We start from the raw sequence: 21,428 nt of genomic DNA, 5'->3' as shown, positions 1-21,428 counted from the left end.
GGACTGTCTAGGCGATTGATTTATTGCTGAAAACGGTTAAACAGGGTTAGGTCATTAAGGTTAAAGACTTTGGTAACGGTTGCCGGATAGATTAGGCCTCAATTCCGGATAACTGGGTACAGAGTTGGAAAAGATAAAAATGGGTTTGCGTTCGACATCATCTTCCTTAAAAGTCGGCCTGATGGCCACCGCCCTCCTCATCGCAGTGAGCGGCTGCGCGACGCCTGAGCAAAAAGAGGGCAAGGCCGTCGCCGTGATGTATAACGAGGTTTACGATCCGCTGGAACCGATGAACCGGTATTTCTTCGATGTGAACTATGCACTGGATGCGCTGTTCCTCAAGCCGGTCGCCGAGATGTATCGCGGGGTCGTGCCGCTTCCCGTCCGGGACAGCGTGACCAACTTCCTCACCAACCTGAAGCAGCCGATCTACCTGATCAACAATGTGCTGCAGGGCGAGATTGACCGCGCCGGGCATAATATGGGCTCGTTCGTGACCAACACTTTCCTCGGCCTCGGCGGTCTATTCGACGTCGCCAAGCTGAATAACCAGCAGGAAGACATGGGCCAGACCTTTGCCACCTGGGGCGTTCCGGAAGGACCCTATCTGGTCGTGCCGGTCTTCGGGCCAAGGACGACGCGCGCCGCTGTCGGCGGCGTTGCCGATTACTATCTTGACCCGATCAATTACGCGGCGAAAGAAAACGACATGGATCATGTCGGCCTCATCCGTGCCGGCGCAAGCGGGATCGACGAGCGTTCCCGCTCCATCGACGCGCTTGACGAGATCGAGAAGAATTCCATCGATTTTTACGCGACGGTCCGCAGCCTTTACCGGCAGAACCGCAACAATTTAATCCTCAATGGCGCCAGCAATTCGACACAATTGCCGGATATGTCCTTTGACGATGATGATAAACCGGTAAAGAAAAATTAGCGTCGCTAATCCATTTTTCATTTAAATAGCTATTTTTATTTAATCGGCTCATTCCCGTTGGGGGTATTGTAATGGTAATGAATAGAAGGTTTTTCCATGGACTGCTGATTGCCGCGATGGCAATGACGGCATTCGTCCAGGCCCCGGCAATCGCCGCGGAATCCAAAGAACAGGCGGCACTCGCGCTGGTCAAGAATATCGGCGACGAGGCGGTTAAAACGCTCGCGGACACTTCCCTGAGCGAAAAACAGAAACAGGAACATTTCGAGAAGTTTCTCGACAACAGCTTCGATATGCCGCGCATCGGCCGGTTCGTTCTCGGCCAGTACTGGCGCGACGCGTCATCCGAACAGCAAACGGAATTCCTCAAGGTCTTCCGTGATTTCATGGTCGCCAGCTACAGTGAGAAGATCGGCTCCTATTCCGGCGAGAATCTGGAAATCAAGGATGCAACGTCGCTGAACGACAAGGAATCGCTGGTTCATTCCGTAATCACCCGCCCGAACGGCCCGCCCATCAAGCTTGACTGGCGCGTTCGCGACACCGGGAACGGCGAGAAAATCGTCGATGTGATCATCGAAGGGATCAGCATGGCGCAGACCCACCGCTCGGAGTTTGCTTCCGTGATCAGCCAGCCCGGCATGGGCGTCGACGGGCTGATCAACAAGCTGAAGGAACAGATCAAGACCGCGTCGAACTGACGGTCAGGGATTTTCCGACATAATGCCGCCTGATCCGTCAGGCGGCATTTTTCATGCCTTCTCGAAACAATAGCCGACGGCCCGCACGGTGCGGATAAGATCGGGCTCCCCAGCCTCATTCAGCGCCTTGCGCAGGCGGCGGATATGCACATCGACCGTGCGGTCCTCGACATAGACATTCTGGCCCCAGACCCCGTCGAGAAGCTGTTCGCGGGTCAGCACCCGCCCTGCTCTCTCCATGAAATAGCGAAGGAGCTTGAATTCGGTCGGCCCGAGGCGCAGGTCACGTCCGCCGCGACTGACCTTATAGGCCACGAGATCGATAATGACATCGGCGACGGTCAGCTTTTCGCTGCCGGCCTCCGGGTTGCGACGGCGGAGAACCGCGCGGATGCGGGCCATGAGCTCGGCCGGCGAGAAGGGTTTCGCGACATAGTCGTCGGCGCCGACATCAAGCCCCCTCACCCGGTCCGCCTCCTCCCCGCGCGCGGTGATCATGATGACCGGCAGGTTGCCGTGTTTCTGGTCGCGGCGAAGGCGGCGGCAGATCTCGATCCCCGACACCTTCGGCAGCATCCAGTCGAGCAGCAGCATGTCCGGGGCCTCCTCCTCGATGGCGAGCAGCGCCTCGTCGCCGTCATGGGCGGAAGCAACGTCAAAGCCCTCGCTCTCCAGATTATAGCGCAGGAGCTCGACCATCGCCGGCTCGTCTTCAACAATAAGAATTTTCATATCTTCACTCATACACTCACGAATCTTTGGGCTCAATCATGGTCATGCTGGTCTTGTCGCCCTTCGGGCGCGGATCCTTCGGCATTTCGCCCGATACCTGATAGATAATAATCTCGGCGATATTCGTCATATGATCGCCGATGCGCTCGATATTCTTCGCCATGAAAATGAGATGGGTGCAGCTCGTGATGCTGCGCGGATCCTCCATCATGAAGGTAAGCAGCTCGCGGAACATGCTGTTGTATAGCTGGTCGACCTCCTGGTCGCGCGTCCAGACGTCTAAGGCGAGATCGGCATCGCCCGTCGAATAGGCGGTGAGCGTATCATCGATCATTCGCCGGACCATCTCGCCCATGCGCGGGATCGAGGAAATCGGCGCGATGCTCGGCGCGAGATTGAGGGCGATCACCCGCTTCGAGATATTCGTCGCATAATCGGCAACGCGTTCGAGAAGCGAGGCGATCTTCAGCGCCGAGATGACGAGGCGCAGATCGTCCGCCACCGGGCTGCGAAGGGCGAGCAGCCGGATCGCCATATTGTCGACCTTATGCTCCAACTCATCGACCGCCTTGTCGGCCTCGATCGTCTTGAGGGCAAGCTCGGTGTTGCGCTCGCTCAGCGAGCGGACCGCCGCCTCAAGCTGGCTCTCGGCAAGCCCGCCCATCTCGACGATGGTGTTGCGCACCCCCTCAAGTTCCTCATCAAAGGATTTGACTATATGGCCGCTACTCATGGTGGGACTCTCCTGTCACTGTATTGATCAACCGAACCGGCCGGTGATATAGCCCTGCGTCCGTTCGTCCTCGGGGCTGGTGAAGACCTTTTCCGTCGGCCCCGACTCGACGACATCGCCCAGATGGAAGAACGCCGTCTTTTGCGACACGCGGGCCGCCTGCTGCATGGAATGGGTGACGATGATGATCGTATAGTTTTCCTTGAGCTCGTCGATCAGTTCCTCGACCTTCGCCGTGGCGATCGGATCAAGCGCCGAGCAAGGCTCGTCCATCAAAATGATCTCCGGACGGACGGCGAGCGCGCGGGCAATGCAGAGGCGCTGCTGCTGGCCGCCTGAAAGGCCCGTGCCCATGGAATGCAGGCGGTCCTGCACCTCCTTCAGAAGGCCGGCCCGTTCAAGGCTGGTGAGGACAATATCGTCAAGCTCGTCCTTGTTGGCGGCCAAGCCATGGATGCGCGGACCATAGGCGACATTGTCATAGATCGACTTCGGGAAGGGATTGGGTTTCTGGAACACCATTCCGACGCGGGCGCGCAGCAGGACCTCGTCAACACCCGAGGCGTAGATATCAAGACCGTCGAGCAGGATTTCCCCTTCCACCCGGCAGCCCTCGATCGTGTCGTTCATCCGGTTGAGACACCGCAGATAGGTCGACTTGCCGCAGCCGGACGGGCCGATCAGGGCGGTCACCTGATGTTTCGGGATGTTCAGCGAGACCCCCTTGATGGCATGGTTGTCGCCATAGAAGACATCGACATTGCGCGTCTCGATGACGAATTCCTCCGCCACGTCCATGCCGGCGTTCGCCGATTTTTCTGCCTGTATTTGCACATTCATTTCCTTATACCTTTACCAGCGGCGCTCGAATTTCCGGCGCAGGAAGATCGCCAGCGCGTTCATCAGGATGAGAAAACCGAGCAACACCATGATGGCGCCCGAGGTTTTCTCGACAAAAGCCCGCTCCGGGCTGTCGGCCCAGAGAAAAATCTGCACCGGCATGACCGTCGCCGGATCGTTGATACTTCCCGGGATATCGGCGATGAAGGCAACCATGCCGATCATCAGAAGCGGCGCCGTTTCGCCAAGGGCCTGCGACAGGCCGATGATCGTTCCCGTCAGGATCCCCGGCATCGACAGCGGCAGGATATGATGGAAGGCGGCCTGCTGTTTTGAGGCGCCGAGGCCGAGCGCCGCATGGCGGATGCTGTCGGGCACGGCGCGGATCGCGGCGCGGGCGGCGATGATGATCGTCGGCAGGGTCATCAGCGCGAGTGTCAGGCCGCCGACCAGCGGCGCCGATCTCGGCAGATGCGCGACGTTGAGGAAAATCGCGAGGCCGAGAAGACCGAACACGATCGACGGCACCGCTGCGAGATTGTTGATATTCACTTCGATCAGGTCGTTGAACCTGTTGCGCGGCGCGAATTCCTCCAGATAGATCGCGGTCATCACCCCGATAGGAAAGGCGATCAGCATGGTGATCACGAGCGTATAGAGCGACCCCACCATGGCCCCGGCGATGCCCGCCTTCTCCGGCTCCCGGCTGTCGCCATTGGTAAAGAAGCCCCGGTTGAACCGCAGCGAGATATCGCCGTCCGCCTCGAGTATATCGAGCCAGGCAAGCTCGCGGTCCTTGACGCGCCGGTCATCCTCCACCGCCGCGCGATCAATATAGCCCTTAGTGACCATATCGACATCGTCCCCCGCCAGCAGCGACACCGGGACGGTTCTGCCGATCAGATCGGGGTCGTCCGCAACCATGTCGCGGAGGGTATCGGCCGCATCATTGCTGACCAGAGAGAACAGGGCCCGCAGGTCACGCCGGCTCGTCACCTCGGGAAACTTCGCCCGGAGCGCGTTCTGCACCAGCTTCGCATAATTGGCAAGGCGGAGCTCTTCCGGATCGCGCGTGCCGTTCCTGTCGATCACCTCTTCGGAAAAGGTGATGTCGAGGGTGACGTAAGTCTGCACGAAGGCGGTATAACCCTTGCTGAAAATGCTGAACAGGAGGATCGCCAGCAGCGTCAGCGCGGTCAGGATCGCCAGCAGGCCAATGCGGCGGAACCGCACCTCAGCCCGCTTGCGTTTTGCCAGCCCTTTGGTGAACTTTTCGGAATTCCAGTTCGACCCGGCGGTGTCTTGGGTTTGTTCAGTCATATTTTTCCCGATACTTGCGAACCACCAGCAGCGCGATCACATTGAGGCAGAGGGTGACGATAAAGAGCACCAGCGCGAGCGCGAAGGCGGCCAGCGTCTTGGCGCTGTCGAATTCCTGGTCGCCGACGAGCAGGCCGACGATCTGCACGGTCACGGTCGTCACGGCCTCCAGCGGATTGGCGGTCAGGTTGGCGGCGAAACCGGCGGCCATCACCACGATCATCGTCTCCCCGATCGCCCGGCTAACGGCCAGCAGCACGGCGCCGACGATGCCGGGCAGCGCCGCCGGCAGGATGACATTGCGCACGGTTTCCGATTTCGTCGCGCCAAGCCCGTAGGAGCCATCGCGAAGCGACTGCGGCACCGCCATGATGATATCATCGCTGAGCGAGGAGACGAAGGGAATGATCATCATCCCCATGACGACACCGGCGGCGAGCGCGCTTTCCGAGACGATATCGATGCCGATGGCATCGCCGATGTCGCGGAAGAAGACACCGACGGTCAGCGCCGCGAAGAAGCCATAGACCACCGTCGGAATACCGGCGAGGATTTCCAGCATCGGCTTGACCACCGACCGGAAGCGCTGCGAGGCATATTCGGTCATATAGATGGCGCTCAGCAGCCCGAGCGGCACGGCGACGCACATGGCGATACAGGTGATCAGCAGGGTTCCGGTAAACAGCGGGATCGAGCCGAAGGCGCCACTCGATCCGACCTGGTCGGCGCGAAGCGCGGTCTGCGGGCTCCAGGTGAGGCCGAAGAAAAACTCCGACATCGGCACTTTCTTGAAGAACTGGATCGTCTCGAAGAGCAGCGAGAGGACGATGCCGATGGTCGTCAGGATGGAAATGATCGAGGCGAGGATCAGCACAATATAGACCAGCCCCTCGATCGTCTTGCGCACCTTGAGATCGGGACCGATTTTTTGAAGCGAGAAATAAAGCCCGCCGCCCGCGGCCAAGAGCACGATCACGGGAAACAATACCCGGTTGACCTGTTGCGAGAGACCGACTTCCATCTGCAGGGGTGTTACTTGCATCAGGATCCAGATCGCGCCCAGAAGGATCGGCGGGACCAGCGCCCAGATGACCACATAAAGCCCGAACTGGTGCGGGCGCGGCGTAATGAAATTCGTCGATTTGCGAACTGCGCCGAGGGCCTTTTTCGATCCGAACCAATAGCCGACGGCGGACATCAGCAGCAGCACGATCAGAAGGGGGTAAAAGCTCATATCGGTTTCTTTTTCCGGTGCAGCACGTGGTAAAGGGACAAACAAAAAAGCGAAAAGGCGGACGGCCCGAAGGCCACCCGCCTCTTCGGGCGATAATTACATCAGTTTCAGCGGCGCAAGGGCAAGCGCATCAGTGCGGACCTTCTCGCGTTCCGCATCGGTCAGCGGGATCAGACCCTTTTCCGTCAGGTAACCAAATTCACCAAAGGCTTTCTCGCTGGTGAACTCGGCGATGAATTCCTGGATACCCGGCACCTGGCCGACATGCGTGTCTTTCACATAAAAGAACAGCGAGCGGGAAATACCGTACTGGCCATCGGCGATGTTTTCGAACGTCGGCTCGACACCACCAACCAGGCTGCCCTGCAGCTTGTCGGAATTCTGGTCAAGGAAGCTGAAACCGAAGATACCGACGGCATCCTTGTTGGCCTCAAGCTTCTGAACGATCAGGTTGTCATTCTCACCGGCTTCGATATAGGCGCCGTCTTCCCGGATGGAATGGGCAGCCGACTTGAAAGCCTTCTTGTCGGATTTTTTCAACTCGGTCAGAAGATCGAACTCCTTCGCGCCACCTTCCATGGCGAGCTCGACAAAGGCGTCACGCGTGCCGCTGGTCGGGGGCGGGCCGAGAACCTCAATTTTGACATTCGGAAGCGACGGATCAATATCGCTCCAGGTCTTGTAGGGATTATCGACCAGCTTGCCGTCAATCGGCACTTGCTTGGCCAGAGCCATGAAAATCTGCTTCTTGGTGAGTTCCAGCGGCTTCGTGTCCTTGGAATTGGCGAGCACGATGCCATCATAGCCGATTTTCACTTCGGTGATTTCGGTGACGCCATTCTTGGCGCAGGTTTCAACTTCAGATTTCTTGATGCGGCGTGATGAGTTCGTAATATCAGGCGTATTCATATCGTCGCCCGCACAGAACAGCTTCAGGCCGCCGCCCGAACCGGTGCTCTCAACGACGGGGGTTTTGAAGCTTCCGTTGCTGCCAAAGGCTTCGGCGACTGCCGTCGAGAAAGGGAATACGGTGGAAGACCCGACGATCCTGATCTGATCGCGGGCGAGAGCCTGTCCTGAGAAGGCAACAGTGGCGACCGTTGCGGCGATTGCCAGACCGAAAGTTTTGTTTAGCACGATACATTCTCCGTTCATTGCATACGACAGCGTTATCTGTCGTTGGGCGGAACATGCGCTTCATTGGCGTCAGAATTACTACAGTTTCATGACAGTAATGTTACAGCCCGAAAATCCCGGAAATCTGCGGCTTATTCGGCCGCCAGCGGCAGGCGGATGGTAAATCTGGAGCCCTTTCCGACTTCCGACTCGATCTCCAGATGGCCGCGGTGGCGACTCACGATATGCTTGACGATGGCGAGTCCGAGGCCGGTGCCGCCGAGTTTGCGGCTGCGGTCGCTGTCGACGCGGTAAAAGCGCTCGGTCAGGCGGGCGATATGCTCCTCCGGGATGCCCTCCCCCTCGTCGATCACCGAAATCCGCGCTTCACGGCGCGCAACCTCGATCTCGACGCGAATCTCGCTCTTCTCGCGGCTGTATTTAAGGGCGTTATCGACGAGATTCGTGAAAACCTGGGTGAGTTGGTCGAAATCACCGGTCACGAAGACGGGCGTTTCGGGCAGCGTCATGGCGATGGTCTTGTCCATTTCCACGGATTTCGCCCGGATCAGGCCGCCAACCCCGTTCAGCACCTTGCCGATATCGACCCGGTCCGCAGGGCGGCTATGTTCGTTAATCTCGATCTGCGAGAGCGACAGAAGATCGTCAATCAGCTGCGACATGCGAAGCGACTGCGCCTGCATCATGGTAAAAAACCGCTGATGCGCCTCCGGGTCGTTGCGCGCCGGTCCCATCAGGGTTTCCAGCGCGCCGATGAGAATGGCCAGCGGCGTGCGCAGCTCATGGCTCGCGTTGGCGACGAAATCGACCCGCATCTGCTGCATCCGGCGCGATTCGGTGAGGTCATGCAGGGTGACGATCAAATGCAGCCCCTCGCTGCTCTCCCCGTCCAGATTGACGATATAGGCGGCGACATTGCGCGGCACCACATCGGAGATGGTAAATTCGATCCGGGCGCTCTGATCCGCGCCCTCATAGGCGGCATCGATCGCCTTCAAAAGCGCCGGATGGCGGATGAAGCGGGTCATGTCCCCGTCCATCTCGGTGACATTGAAGAACCGATTCGCCGCCTCGTTGGAGCGGCGGATGCGCCGCTTGCTGCCGAGCACCAGCACCGGATCGGGCAGCATGTCGAACAATCGCGACGCCTCGTCCTGGCGGGACTGCGCCTCGCGCAGCATATGCTGCAACACCCGGCGGTACTGCTGCATGGTGAGCAGGAGATTATCGAGCGGCAGCAGTCCGGGACGCCCGCCGGCGCGCCCATCCCCGTCAAGCGGCGATAACACCGCCGCCCGCTCGATCCGGGCCGCCACCACCTGCATCTCGCGCACCAGCCGGACATAGAGGATAATCGCCGGCAGGGCCGCCGCGGCGACGATCAGCAGATAGTCGTTGAAATCGAAGCCGTCATCGGAGTTTAAAAAAAACGTAACAAGGGTTACGGGCGCCGCCATCGCGAAAACGAACACCAGCATTTTCCATAAGTATCTGTTACCGTTATACATTCTCGTAACTCACTGGCGGCCGCACGGAAAAAGGAGGAGGAATCGACCATTCCTTATGGAAGCGTTGTTTTACATTTTCGTGACATATGCAAGCGTTTCGCCGATTTCCCGGTGCAGCACGAGATCGGCATGGGGGTCGAGCGGCGTCGGTTCGCGGTTGAGAATGACGAGATTTGCCCCGCCCTGCTTCGCCATCAGCGGGATCTCCGCCGCCGGATAGACAACGAGGGACGAGCCGATGGCGATCAACAGATCGCAGGTGAGCGCCGCCGCCGAGGCACGCCGCATCTCAGTCACCGGCATCGGCTGGCCGAAGGATATTGTCGCCGTCTTGATAATCCCGCCGCAGCTCTCGCAGGTCGGGAGGATTTCATCGGGCAAGAATATCTCCCGCACCCGGTCGAGCCCCATGCGCGCCTCGCAATCGAGGCATTTGGCGTAGGTGGTATTGCCATGCACCTCGATCACATCCTTATCGTCGATCCCCGACGCCTGGTGCAGCCCGTCGATATTCTGGGTTACGACGGCGCTGATTTTTCCTTGATCATAGAGTGAGGAAATCGCCATATGTCCTTTATTCGGAACGGCTTTCGATAAAACCGGTTCCATCGCGAACTTGCGCCGCCAGCTCTCGCGCCGGGCTTCCTCCGATTGCAGGAATTCGGAGAAATCGATGGGCCGGTTCTTCTCCCAGAGGCCGCCGGGGCTGCGAAAATCGGGGATGCCCGATTCGGTGCTGATCCCGGCGCCGGTGAAGATGACGATCGACTGGCTGTCCTGAACCAGCTTTGCAAAACCCTCGAGATCCGCTGACATTCCTCTCTCCCCTGATCGGCGCGGGGTCCGCGCCCTTTGTGTCTTATCCCCATTATAGGCGAATTTCCGGCAAAGACACCCATCGCAAAAAATCCGGCTTTTGCCGTTCACAAAGCCTCCTCGCGGACCGTTATCTGTACATGTCAAACAGCGCCGGGCCGGCGCGCCTCAAGGAGTAAAAGATGCAAAGGACCAACATGAACCATATCGTTGCCAAGGAATTTTCCGATGCCCTCGCCCGCTGCAACCAGCAGGGCATCGATGCGGGCACCGTCCGCACCGGGCTGCTCACCATCGCCATCGCCAATTTCGTGAACGGCATCGGGCTTGAGAATACCGTGGCGCTGTTCGAGGTGCTGCCGCAGCAGATCCGCGCCGGTATGTTCGACCGTTTCGTCGATCCCAACCGCCCGCAAACGGCCCCCGCCACCCCGCCTTACCGCGAGCCGGTCAGCGTGACGCAGCAGCAGCCTCTCGACCTCAATCGCTACGGGGCGGCCCCGGAAACCGCCGCGCCGCAGCCCGCGCCGGCCCCGTCGGTCAAGCGGCGGCGCCTCTAAGGCCTTGTTCTGACGGAGAAAGGCGGAAAATCCGGCTGTTTCGCGAATTTTACGACAATTTTCCGTAACCATTAACCGTTTTTAAGGAAGATGGCCGTAGGGTGTAGCTTAGATTCGATTTATTTTTTAATAGAGAGGCCTAAAGCTGTGCCGCAACATACACCATTTGCCGCCCGTCTTCGGACAGTTCTTCTCGCCACGACCGGCCTGGTCGCCGCGGGGTGTAACACCATCTCTGATCAATCCGCGACGGCTGATCCGTCGGATAGCAAGCCGGTCGCCGTCGCAAGCAAGTCCACCGAGACGCAGTCCACCAAGGGTCTGACCTTTGAGTCGATGATGCGGGTGGCCGATCGGGCCTGGCAGAAAAATGACGCACCGACGGCCCTCCGTCTGTACGCGACCGCCGCCCGGCAACAGCCCGAAAATCCGGCGCCGCTGATCATCATTGGCGAAATTCTCCGGAAAACCGGCCGTCCGGGTGATGCCGTGGGCATTTATGACCGCGTTCTCTCGATCGATGCCACAAATCTCGAGGCACATCACGGCAAGGGCTACAGCTACCTGCAGATGGAGAAGCCCTACATGGCCTCCCAGGCCTTTGCCCGCGCGCTGGAACTTGACAATAACGACGCCAAGTCGCTCGGCGGCCTCGCGGTTGCCTATGACAAGGCCGGCGAGCATGACAAGGCCCAGGGCTACTACAAGGCCGCCATCAAGGCCGACCCGGAAAATCTGAACTACAAGAGCAATCTTGCCCTCTCCCTCGCCCTCAGCGGCGAGACGGAGCAGGCAATCGCGCTGTTGAAAGTCGTCACGAATGATCCGCGCGCGACCGCGAAGCACCGCCAGACCCTGGCGCTGGCCTACGGACTTGCCGGACAGTCGGGCGAAGCGATGAAATATTCGCGCATGGACCTTTCCGAGAAGGAAGCCCGCAACAATGCCCTCTATTTCGAGGCATTGAACAGCAAGGTCGATGAGCAGGTTGCCTCGCTCGATGATCAGATCAAGCTGATGAAGGCATCCAAGGATGACGTCATCAGCGAAAGCCGCGTCGTTGCCGACGCGCCGCGCGAACCGGCAAATCCGGATGTGCTGATGGCCCGCACGGAAACGGAATATCTGAGCACGAATGCCGAAGCGAACAAGAAGGCCGCGCCGGCCCCGACCGAGCCTAAACGCCTGGTCCCGACGCCGACCGCGCCGATGATGATGGCGAAAGCGGAACCGGCCGAGCCGAAATCCGCGCCGGTGAAATCCGTCGCCCCGGTGGTCGTTGCCAAGAAGGACGCGCCCACGGAAATTGACGCGCCGGTAACGGTCGCCAAGAAGGAAGTTGAAGCCCCGGCACCTGTCGCCAAGGCGGATGAGGATGGCGGCGACAAGCCGGTCACCTTTGTCAAGAAAGACAGCGGCCAGCCGCTTGAAAATCCGGCTGTTGCCGTGAAGAAGGAAAGCGCGCCGGAAGAAAAACCGGTGAGCGTCGCCAAGACCGAAGAAGCTCCGGCGCCCGCCCGCGAATGGAAGATGGAAGAAAAGCCAGCTCCCGCCGCGAAGCCCGCGCCCATGATCGCCGAGACGCCGGATGATGAACCGGTGGCCAAGAAGATCGGGCTGATTCCGGGCGATATGCCAATCAACGGCGACGTCAGCGAGAAAAAGGAAGAAACCCCGATCGTCACGGCCAGCCTTGTTGAGGCCTACCGTCCGGATGGCGGCGATTACTTCCTGCAGATCGGCTCCTACAAGGAAAAGGCCGCGGCTGAAAAAGGCTGGCGGATCGTCCAGAGCCAGAATGTCGACCTTCTCGGCGGCATCGAGCCGGTCATCCAGGAAATCGATCTTGGCGATGACAACGGCGGCCTTTACTACCGCCTGCAGATCGGCGGCTTTACCGACAAGACCCGGACCATGCAGCTCTGCGGCAGCCTGCGCGACCGCAGCTTCGATTGCTTCATGCCGATGACGCCGAAATCGGCGACGCCGGTCAAGAAGGATGCGCCCACCCTCGCCCCGAACCAGCGGATGGTCGATGGCGGCGATCCCAAGACGCAGAATGACAGCGACCTGATCGCCGACTTCAAGGAAGATCTCGGCGCCCTCTAAGCGTCCGTCCATATGCGACAAAGCGGGCCGGTTCACCACCGGCCCGTTTTTTATGTCCGTACCCGACAAGGCGGACGCCCGGCCGTCAGGCGCGATGCCCCCGCGATGGAGCCCACGCTCCTTCTCTTTTGACAAACGACCCTCGAGCCCGGCGTAAGCTGCCGGACGGACGTCCATGGGGGACAACGAGCCTTCCGCTGTACCTGGTGGCGCGGGCGTTGCGACGGGCGGCGACGGCGGAGCCTGCCTAGCCTGCAGGACTGAAGGACATCGCCCTCGACGATGTCGTCCCTATCGAACCCCTCCCCGCCAGCGTCCGTTCCTGCTGCGGCTGCCTCACCACATAAAAAAAACGGCGCCCGTTGGGCACCGTTTCTGCAGGCCTGACGGCCTGGATCTTTTGGTAAGGGGTGCAGCGTCAGCCGCCACCCGAAAAGGCGTCGATGGCCTTGAGGACAGCGGGACCGATCAGCACGATAAAGAGGGCCGGCAGGATGAAGACGATCATCGGCACGGTCATGATGGCTGGCAGGCGCGCCGCCTTTTCTTCCGCCTTCATCAGGCGTTCCTCGCGCATTTCGGCGGCAAGGACGCGGAGCGCAACCGCCAGAGGCGTGCCGTATTTCTCGGTCTGGATCAGGGTGTTGACCAGCGTGTTCATGGCCTGGAAATCGACGCGGGCCGCCAGGTTGGCGAGCGCCAACTTCCGGTCGGGCAGGAAGCCGATCTCGATCGAGGTGAGGCCGAGTTCGTCCGATAGCTCGGGCGCCGAGTTGGAAATTTCCCGGCAGACGCGGTCGAGACCGCTGTCGAGATTGAGGCCCGCCTCCGTACAGATGACGAGCAGGTCGAGCGCATCGGGCAGGGATTTGCGAATCGCCTGGTAGCGCTTCGAGACCTTGTTCTTGACCAGCGTATCGGGGAGCAGATAGCCGATAAAACCGGCGAAGGCGGAAACCAACAGCTTGACCGCGACGCCCCACTCCACCGCATGAGTACCAAACAGATAGACGGCCGTCAGCACGGTAAAGAGAAGCGGCAGCGAGATTTTCGCGAACAGATAAGCCACCAGCGCATCCTTGGAGCGCCAGCCGCCCTTGGCGAGCTTCGCCGCCATTACCCGCGCCCGCTCGCCGCGCATCAGCTGCAGCTTCTTGACGACGCGATGCATGAAATTCTCGCGAACCACCAGCTTGCTGCGCTGTTTCGTCTGGTTGGCGATGTCGGTTTTCAGCGTGGTCCGCCGTTTTTCGAGACTCTTGATCCGGCCCGGCAGGTTGTCCTTGACGAGGAAGGCGTTCCACATCATCAGGACGACCATGAAGGAGGCCGCGCCGGCAATAAGCGCCAGCATGTTCTCGGAGCGTAGCCAGTCGGGTAGCAGCGTGGCGATATCGACCATATCTCTCTCCTAAATCTCGAAGCGGACCATCTTGGCCATGACGCCCACACCGGAACCGATCATCGCGAGACCGGCGCCGATCATGTACATGCCGCGCGGATCCTCGACGAGGGTCATCACATAGGCGTCATTCGCCAGCCAGAGGAGGAAGAACATGATGAACGGGAGCGAGCCGATAATCCAGGCGCTGGCCCGCGCTTCCGAGGACATCGCCTTGATCTTGAGCTTGATCTGGCGGCGCTTGCGCAGCGTATTGGCGAGACCGCCGAGGGTCTCGGCAAGGTTACCGCCCGTCTCGCGCTGAATGGAGATGGCGATGATCAGGAACTTGAAGTCCGGCAGATCGATTCGCCGGGCGACATCCCACAGGCCCTGCTCGAGGCTTTGACCGACGCGCATCGCATCGGCGACGCCGCGGAATTCCTTGCCTACCGGATCGGGCGCGTCGTTACCGACGGTGACGATCGCCTCGCTGATCGGCAGGCCGGCGCGCAGGCCCCGGCACAGAAGCTCGATCGCCTCGGGGAAGGTCTTCATGAATTTGTTAATCCGCCGCTTGCCAAGATACCCGACGACGGCATGCGGCAGGAACAGACCGGACGCGATCCCGACCGGAATGGCCAGGAACAGCGAAAGATTATAGATAAGATGACAGACGCCGATGATCAGCAGGATGGTGATCGCGGTTACCGTCGCATAGCGCAACATGGAAATCTTGAAACCGGTCTTTTCCAGCCGGATCTTCAGCTGTTCGGGCTTCGGAACCAGTGTTTTGATCAGGCTGTCGATAATCTTGATCCCGCTGGTATCCTGGGCGCGGCGGGCGGAACTCCGCGATTTCGCCTTGTTGACCGTTTTCTGGCCCTGGCTGATTTCCGTGAGGCGGCGCCGGGCTTCGCGCGAGTGGCTGTCGCCACCGGCGAAAGCAAACACCAGAAGCAACGAAATAAGGAGCGTCGCCCCGCCGACCACCAGCATCATGGTCATCACATCACCAGATCCCGCATCTAACATCACATGGCTCCCAATAGCATTTTCTCCAGGCCGAAATAGGAGGCGCGCGGCGCAAAATGCGGGCGCAGCCCGGTCGATTTGAAATCACCAAGCAGACGGCCACCCTTGTCCTCGCCTTGGAATTCGTACCAGAAAAGATCCTGCATGGTGATCACGTCCTCTTCCATGCCGACAACTTCCGAAATATAGGTCACGCGCCGCACACCGTCGCGCATGCGACTGATCTGCACGATCAGGTCGATGGCCGAGGCGATCTGCGTGCGCACCGCCTTCGCCGGCAGATTGACGCTCGACATTCCGACCATATTTTCAAGCCGGGTCAGCGCCTCCCGCGGGCGGTTGGCATGGATCGTCGAGAGCGAGCCGTCATGGCCCGTGTTCATGGCCTGAAGCATGTCGATCGCCTCACTGCCACGAATTTCACCGAGGATGATGCGGTCAGGGCGCATACGCAGGGCGTTCTTCAAAAGATCGCGCATGGAAATCTCGCCGCCGCCCTCAAGGTTGGCGGACCGCGTTTCCAGGCGCACCACATGGGGCTGCTGCAATTGCAGCTCGGCCGCGTCCTCGATGGTGACGATACGTTCGCCCGGGTCGATAAGCTGCGAAATGGCGTTCAGCATCGTCGTCTTACCGGAACCGGTACCGCCGGAGATCAGGATGTTGAGGCGGCTGCGGCCGGCGACGCGCAATACGGTCGCCATTGCCGGGGACAGGTTCTGCGTCCGCTCCATCACGTCGAGGGTGATCTTCTGCTTGGCGAACTTACGAATGGAGATGGACGGGCCGTCGATGGCGAGCGGCGGAATGATGATGTTCACGCGGCTGCCGTCGGCGAGACGGGCGTCGACCAGCGGATTGGATTCGTCGACGCGGCGGCCGACATGGCTGACGATGCGGCCCGCAACCTGCATCACATGCGCATTGTCGCGGAACTGGCAGTCGGACAGCACCAGCTTGCCCTTCTGTTCGACATAGACCTGTTTCGGCCCATTGACCATGATGTCTGTGATCGATTCATCGGCCAGCAGCGGTTCCAGCGGCCCGAGGCCGAGCATGTCATGCATCAGGCTTTCGGAGAGTTCCCGCTGTTCGCGCTGGTTGAGCTGAATACGCTCTTCAATCAGGATGTCGGAAATAATGTCGGAAATATCGCGCGCGAGATCCAGACGGTCCATCGTCACGGCGGCGCTGATATCGATTCGCTCCATCAGCAGCGGCTGAACGGTTTCCTTGACGCTTTCAAGGTGCTTGTTCATCGGCTTGCCCGTGGTTTCGGGCGCCATGGAAAGATTCAGGAGCGAGGCGGCTCTGTCGTCCTCCTCCTCTTCCTCTTCTTCCTCCGGTTCAGTCTTGGCGAGCGGGACGACGGGCACGATTTCTTCCTCATCGTCATCGGAATCGGAGATCGAACCTCCCAGTTCCGTCGGACGATCGATTTCCGCACGGACCTCGACCGGGGCTTCCGGATCGGCGCCGAAGACTGTCACGCCCTCTTCGACGATCTGGGTATAGGACGATTCGGACGACCCGTCGACGGCGGTGCCATTCGCCTCAGCGGCGGATGGCGCCTGCGGCCCGGCGGCAGCCCCATTGGCCTGTTTCTTCTTGTCCACCTCGGACCAGAGCGACTGGGTCAGGTCGTTGACCAATGTGCGTTGTTCGAGGACGTTCAGGTCGAGCTTTTCGCGTTTCATCGCATCGCGCAGATATGTCTTGACCATCTGCGCGACAGCAGACCGGTTTTCATTGACATCGATTTCCGGCAGCAGCTTTTCCCTGACTTCCGGCGAGAATTTCGCCACGAGGTCAGCAGCCTGCGGTCCGGCCGAGCTCGGGGCTACCGGCTTGGCCTTATCCTTACTGTCCGATGAAGATGAACGCCATAAACTCACGCTTTAGGTCCCTCTTCTTTCTTTTTCTTGCCGCCCGGGACCAGTGTAAACAGACCCTTCTTCTTCGGCTTTTCATATCCGGAAACATCCGCTGCCAGATCCTGCAACACCTTGGCGATAGCCGATTTCGCGGCAACCTCGCCAATGGCCTTGCCGGCATTAGCGCAAACGGTGAGCGTTTTCGCATCTTCCGGAATGACATAATCCACGGCCTCGTTCAGCCCGCGCTCGAAATCCGCCTTGGACACCTGCGCCGCCCGTTCAGAACCGACACGGCTAACGACCTTGAGGATCCGCCCCTTGGTCTGCAGCGAGGTCATCGCCTGGGTGATGCGGTTGATATCGCGGATACCGGCCAGCGACTGGTCGGAAACCAGAATGACCGTGTCCGCCGAGCCGAGCAACGCGCCCTGCGTCGGCAGAAGATGCCGCGGCAGATCGACAATCACCTGGTTGTAATCCTGGCTGATCTCGCCGATCAGGGCATCGATGGATTCCTCGCTGACATCGACCAGCTCGTCGATCGGCTCCTCGGTGCCAAGCACCGCAAGACGGTCGCCGTCTTTCACGATGGCGCTGTCAAGGAACAGCTTGTCGAGACGATGCGGATTTTCCAGCGCTTCGCGGAAGCCCCCGCCCGTTTCGATATCAAGCGACAGGGTCGTCGTGCCGAAATGCAGATCCATGTCGAGAAGCGCCGTCGGCAGCTTTTCCTCATTCGCCATGATCCAGGCGAGATTGGTCGCGATCGTCGTTGCGCCGACACCGCCGCGCACACCGACAAGGACGGTGAGACGGCCACTCTGGGCGGCCTGCAGCGCAAGGGACTGGCGATCGATATTCTCGACCGCATCTTTCAGCACCTCAACTGTCAACGGCTTGACCAGGTAATCCCGGGCGCCAAGCGCCATCATCTTGCGGAACTCGCCGACATCATTGTTCGCGCCGACGACGATCAGCGTGTTTTCCGGGCCCATCTTGCGGATCAGCCGGGTAATGTCTCCATCGGGATCGATGCTCTTGGTGATATCGGCCAAAACGACCTTCGGCGAATGCCCCGGCTCGATCCGGTTGAGCGCGGCGGCGATGCCGCCGTCCTGCGTCGCATCGGCGGAATACTCGAGCGCCGAGCAGACTTCGCGGCTGACTTCCAGGGATTTATCATCCTCGACGAAGGCCATATAGTCTTCGCAGACCGCATTACCGAATAGCGTACTAAGAGATGATGATTTAGCCATTTCCTGTGACTCCCTTAATTCGATGCAGCGGCAGCGGCCCCGCCAGATGATCCGCCGCGATATTTCTGAACGGCTTTTGCCGCCCGTTCGCCCAGGGCGTTATCCTCGCTGGACGGATCGACCAGATCGCGCGGATTGGCGACCATGTTGGCCAGCGCGTTGGCATTAGCGCAGCCCATATAGGGAAGCGGCAGGTTTTCGTATCCGAGTCCCTTCGGCTTGTACCAGCCCTTCTCGCAGTTGGGATCGACCGTCGCGACATATTTGACGAAGAAGACCCGCAGCGAATCGGTCGTGCTTTCCGCGGTCAGACGCGGGGCGACGGAAAAGCCGCGATCCTGCAGGAAGGCCGCAACCTCCGCGAATCGCTGTTCGCCGAGACCGCCGGCGCCCTGGATATTCGGGAACTCGACTTCGACGGTTTCACCGAATTCGATTTCCTGGGCATCGATAAAGCCAAGCAGACGGCCCTTCTCGATATCCGCAAGGCCGGAGCGACCCGATTCGAACCCGACGGCAATCGTCGGCGTCAGTTCGCTGACCATGATCTTTTTCTCAAGTTTCGCTTTTTCCGGGCTCGCCGTATCGTCGAGTTGTCCGAAGAGAGCTTCCGGCGAGGTGCAGGACGCCGTCAGCAGAAGCATTCCCATCAGGCCGGCCAGCGTCGCGGATTTCATGAATAATTTCTGTTGCATCAGGTCTACTCCAGGATAAAGCCAGCAGGGCCAGCAAGCTTGACATCGGTTGGCGCCGCAGCCTTGGCGGTATCACGGCCGTCTTTCTCCGGGGCGTTTTCTCCCAGCGTCGGGCGGAAATTCTCGCCGCGGACATAAATATCCTTGTCGTTCGGCGGGATGTACCCGTCCGTCGGCTCGGCGATCCGCGAATTGCTCGGTTTCACCAGATACGGGGTGACGATGATCAGCAGCTCGGTTTCGTTCCGCTGGAACGAGGAGGAGCGGAACAGCGCACCCAGGATCGGGATATCGCCGAGGAACGGTGTCTTGGAGATATTGTTGTCCCCGTCGTTGCTGAGCAGGCCGCCAATGGCGAAGCTCTGCCCGCTGGCCAGTTCCACGGTTGTCTCCGCGCGGCGGGTCAGCAGCGACTGGATAAAGGCGCCGCCGACATTGATCGCCGAGTTGGAGGACAGCTGGCTAACTTCCGGCCGGACCTGCAGGTTGATCAGGTTGTCATCGACAATCGTCGGCGTGAATTCAAGCGACACACCGAACGGCTTATATTCGACGGTGATCGCGCCGTCTTCCTGCGGAACCGGAATCGGGAACTCGCCACCCGCCAGGAACTGCGCTCTCTCACCGGAGAGGGCCGTCAGGTTCGGCTCGGCAAGGATGGTCAGGAGGCCCTCCTCATCAAGCGCGTCAATGACATTCAATATATCGACGTTGCTGTCGGAATAGCCGGAGACGAAGTTCGTGCCGGACCCGAGACGGTTCAGCGTACCGGTCGCAGCATCGCTCACGATGTCGGTCGGCGTCGCAAATCCGAGAAAGGCATCGCCGATCTGGCCGAAGACTTCCCAGTTGACGCCGAACTGCTTGGTGACGGAGCGCGACACCTCGGCAATGCGGACGCGCAGGTTGACCTGCATGGCGCCCGCCACCTCGATGCGATTAAAAACAGTGCCGCCGCCAAGATACAATTCCGCCATGCGGCGGGCATCTTCGGCCTGGGCCGCGGATTTCACCCGGCCCGTCAGCATGATGCCGGTCGGTGTCGAGCGGGCACGCAGGGCGCCGTTCGGGCTGATATCCTGCAGCGCCGCGTTCAGCGACGTCACGTCATGGGTAATGGACACCGGCGAGTTCAGAAGCACCCGGCCCTTGGCGTCGAGCGCGAAGAGATTCGTGCTGCCCGTGCCCTTGCCGAATACATAGATGATGGTCGGCGACTGGATCTGCACATCGGCAAGTTCCGGATTTCCGACGAAAACAGAGGTCGCCGGCTGGTCGAGCTGAACGAGTTTGCCCGAATTCAGGGTCAGCGCGAGTATATCACCCTTCGAGTTGATCACCTGCGCCGCGTCGACTTTCGCCGGAGCGCCCAAGGCCAACATCAATCCCAGCCCGAGTGCGGCCAATGGTTGTAAAAGTCTGGTCAGCATCGAAACTACTCCTTAGTCGAACAACTTCTGCTTGGCTTCGCCAGCACGCACGACATTGATGACTGTTGTAGGGATACCCATGCGCGGAGATCCGCCGGTAATCAGGCGGCTCGCCTCGCTGTCCCAGGTGTGGCCGCGGCCACGTTCGGCCTTGAAGGCCACCTGGCCGTCCTTGCTCTTCTCTTCATCCTCGATCCGCGCGAGGGCGCGCAGCGACAAAGTCAACTGACCCAGTTCCTTCGCGACCGCGATGATTTCCGCGCCCTTGGGAGAGACTTCCAGCGTCGCCACGCGGCGGACGGAGGCTTCCTGCTCCTGATCGTTCGTCGACTGGTCCATGGCGACCACGCGCACATCGGTAAGAATGGTTTCACTTGCCCGGCGGGCCGCGCTCGTCTCGCCTTCAACTTCCGATTCCGCAACCAATGAATGGGTCAGGATCACATCGACCCGGTCGCCCGGAAAGACGAAGCCGGCGATACCGGAGGTGATGTCAACGGGAATGGAAACGGCGCGCTTGCCCGGGTTGAGAACCGCGGCGAGGAAGCCGCTCTGGCCCGGCTTGACCATGCGGGCGTCGGTGATCGGTTCACCGGCGACGATACCCTGGCGCACGACGGTACCGATAAAGTCGTCGAGCGGACGGGCCTTTTCTACGATATACATATCCTCGATATCGTCATCTTCGGGCCAGGCCTGCCATTTCAGATGCTGCTCCTGCACCAGGGTGCCTGCCGGCAGATCGGTGGCCGCGACAAGGATTTTAACATTCTGGGAGACCGGTTGCACTTCAACAGCCGCCGTTTCGACAGTGGCCGGTTTCTGGCTGCCCGCCCAGTTGCGAACGAACCATACGGTGGAGCCCGTAATGAGCAGTGCAAAGACGATTAAAATAATTTTTCGCGCCATGGTGTTAATTCCATCATGTTTCAAATATGGGACAGCCTAGACCGGAAGACATTAATTTCCGGTTAAATTTGTCGCGTTTTACGCACTAAATTTCGGAGAAGCAGGGTAAAATTGGGCCTTAAAAACTGGCGTAAAATGCACGTAAAAATTGCATAAAATTTGACGGATTTGCCGAAGCGGGAGGGGGTTCTGGCGGAATGCCGAAATCGCGAAGGGAA

The 21,428-nt window shown here is 59.7% G+C and carries 19 protein-coding genes; 4 read left to right on the top strand and 15 right to left on the bottom strand.

Going from position 1 to position 21,428, the window contains the following annotated elements:
* Positions 1 to 139: 139 nt before the first annotated feature.
* Positions 140 to 937 carry an MlaA family lipoprotein gene (locus GQF03_RS08515; protein WP_161338814.1) on the top strand — a complete coding sequence of 266 codons (798 nt, stop codon included), beginning with the start codon at positions 140 to 142 and terminating at the stop codon, positions 935 to 937.
* A 71-nt stretch (positions 938 to 1,008) separates the two neighbouring features.
* A complete protein-coding gene (locus tag GQF03_RS08510; RefSeq protein WP_161338813.1) occupies positions 1,009 to 1,638 on the top strand; it encodes an MlaC/ttg2D family ABC transporter substrate-binding protein in 630 nt (209 codons plus the stop codon).
* Positions 1,639 to 1,689: 51 nt separating this feature from the next.
* Here GQF03_RS08510 and phoB read toward each other — a convergent pair whose 3' ends face one another.
* The 8 genes from phoB to GQF03_RS08470 form a co-directional block, all read right to left on the bottom strand.
* Positions 1,690 to 2,370 (bottom strand): phosphate regulon transcriptional regulator PhoB, encoded by a 681-nt coding sequence (phoB, locus tag GQF03_RS08505; RefSeq protein ID WP_206376290.1) that lies wholly within the window; start codon positions 2,368 to 2,370, stop codon positions 1,690 to 1,692.
* Between the two features lie 16 nt (positions 2,371 to 2,386).
* Positions 2,387 to 3,103 carry a phosphate signaling complex protein PhoU gene (gene phoU, locus GQF03_RS08500; RefSeq protein ID WP_161338811.1) on the bottom strand — a complete coding sequence of 239 codons (717 nt, stop codon included), beginning with the start codon at positions 3,101 to 3,103 and terminating at the stop codon, positions 2,387 to 2,389.
* 27 nt (positions 3,104 to 3,130) lie between these two features.
* Entirely contained in the window at positions 3,131 to 3,901 is a 771-nt protein-coding gene (gene pstB / locus GQF03_RS08495; RefSeq protein ID WP_240958722.1) for a phosphate ABC transporter ATP-binding protein PstB, read from the bottom strand.
* Between the two features lie 54 nt (positions 3,902 to 3,955).
* Entirely contained in the window at positions 3,956 to 5,263 is a 1,308-nt protein-coding gene (pstA, locus tag GQF03_RS08490) for a phosphate ABC transporter permease PstA (RefSeq protein ID WP_161338809.1), read from the bottom strand.
* Positions 5,256 to 6,497, bottom strand: a complete 1,242-nt coding sequence (gene pstC / locus GQF03_RS08485; protein ID WP_161338808.1) for a phosphate ABC transporter permease subunit PstC — start codon at positions 6,495 to 6,497, stop codon at positions 5,256 to 5,258. Before pstC ends, pstA begins: the two co-directional genes overlap by 8 nt.
* Before the next feature lie 96 nt (positions 6,498 to 6,593).
* Positions 6,594 to 7,634, bottom strand: coding sequence for a substrate-binding domain-containing protein (locus GQF03_RS08480; RefSeq protein ID WP_206376291.1), 1,041 nt, complete (start codon positions 7,632 to 7,634; stop codon positions 6,594 to 6,596).
* Between the two features lie 131 nt (positions 7,635 to 7,765).
* On the bottom strand, positions 7,766 to 9,112 hold the full coding sequence (locus GQF03_RS08475) for an ATP-binding protein (protein ID WP_161338806.1): 1,347 nt from the start codon (positions 9,110 to 9,112) through the stop codon (positions 7,766 to 7,768).
* Positions 9,113 to 9,211: 99 nt separating this feature from the next.
* Positions 9,212 to 9,958 carry an SIR2 family NAD-dependent protein deacylase gene (locus GQF03_RS08470; RefSeq protein ID WP_161338805.1) on the bottom strand — a complete coding sequence of 249 codons (747 nt, stop codon included), beginning with the start codon at positions 9,956 to 9,958 and terminating at the stop codon, positions 9,212 to 9,214.
* A 182-nt stretch (positions 9,959 to 10,140) separates the two neighbouring features.
* Here GQF03_RS08470 and GQF03_RS08465 point away from each other — a divergent pair, with 182 nt between their 5' ends.
* Both GQF03_RS08465 and GQF03_RS08460 read left to right on the top strand, forming a co-directional pair.
* The gene (locus GQF03_RS08465) at positions 10,141 to 10,518 is read left to right on the top strand and encodes a hypothetical protein (protein WP_161338804.1); all 378 of its coding nucleotides are present in this window, start codon (positions 10,141 to 10,143) and stop codon (positions 10,516 to 10,518) included.
* Between the two features lie 147 nt (positions 10,519 to 10,665).
* Entirely contained in the window at positions 10,666 to 12,627 is a 1,962-nt protein-coding gene (locus GQF03_RS08460) for a tetratricopeptide repeat protein (protein WP_161338803.1), read from the top strand.
* A gap of 418 nt (positions 12,628 to 13,045) precedes the next feature.
* On the opposite strand, the gene GQF03_RS08455 is transcribed toward GQF03_RS08460, so the two are convergent.
* The 7 genes from GQF03_RS08455 to cpaB form a co-directional block, all read right to left on the bottom strand.
* Positions 13,046 to 14,029, bottom strand: coding sequence for a type II secretion system F family protein (locus GQF03_RS08455; protein WP_206376292.1), 984 nt, complete (start codon positions 14,027 to 14,029; stop codon positions 13,046 to 13,048).
* A gap of 9 nt (positions 14,030 to 14,038) precedes the next feature.
* Entirely contained in the window at positions 14,039 to 15,043 is a 1,005-nt protein-coding gene (locus GQF03_RS08450; protein ID WP_161338802.1) for a type II secretion system F family protein, read from the bottom strand.
* The gene (locus tag GQF03_RS19105; RefSeq protein WP_380744558.1) at positions 15,043 to 16,533 is read right to left on the bottom strand and encodes a TadA family conjugal transfer-associated ATPase; all 1,491 of its coding nucleotides are present in this window, start codon (positions 16,531 to 16,533) and stop codon (positions 15,043 to 15,045) included. Before GQF03_RS19105 ends, GQF03_RS08450 begins: the two co-directional genes overlap by 1 nt.
* Before the next feature lie 401 nt (positions 16,534 to 16,934).
* Positions 16,935 to 18,176, bottom strand: a complete 1,242-nt coding sequence (locus tag GQF03_RS08440) for a CpaE/TadZ family protein (RefSeq protein WP_161338801.1) — start codon at positions 18,174 to 18,176, stop codon at positions 16,935 to 16,937.
* Positions 18,177 to 18,190: 14 nt separating this feature from the next.
* Entirely contained in the window at positions 18,191 to 18,871 is a 681-nt protein-coding gene (locus GQF03_RS08435) for a CpaD family pilus assembly lipoprotein (RefSeq protein WP_161338800.1), read from the bottom strand.
* A gap of 5 nt (positions 18,872 to 18,876) precedes the next feature.
* Positions 18,877 to 20,301, bottom strand: a complete 1,425-nt coding sequence (locus tag GQF03_RS08430; RefSeq protein WP_161338799.1) for a type II and III secretion system protein family protein — start codon at positions 20,299 to 20,301, stop codon at positions 18,877 to 18,879.
* Between the two features lie 12 nt (positions 20,302 to 20,313).
* Entirely contained in the window at positions 20,314 to 21,210 is an 897-nt protein-coding gene (gene cpaB, locus GQF03_RS08425) for a Flp pilus assembly protein CpaB (RefSeq protein ID WP_161338798.1), read from the bottom strand.
* Between the last annotated feature and the right edge of the window lie 218 nt (positions 21,211 to 21,428).

Source organism: Sneathiella chungangensis, assembly GCF_009882935.1.
GTDB classification, from domain to species: Bacteria; Pseudomonadota; Alphaproteobacteria; order Sneathiellales; family Sneathiellaceae; genus Sneathiella; species Sneathiella chungangensis.
This window is presented reverse-complemented; position numbering and strand designations above follow the sequence as displayed.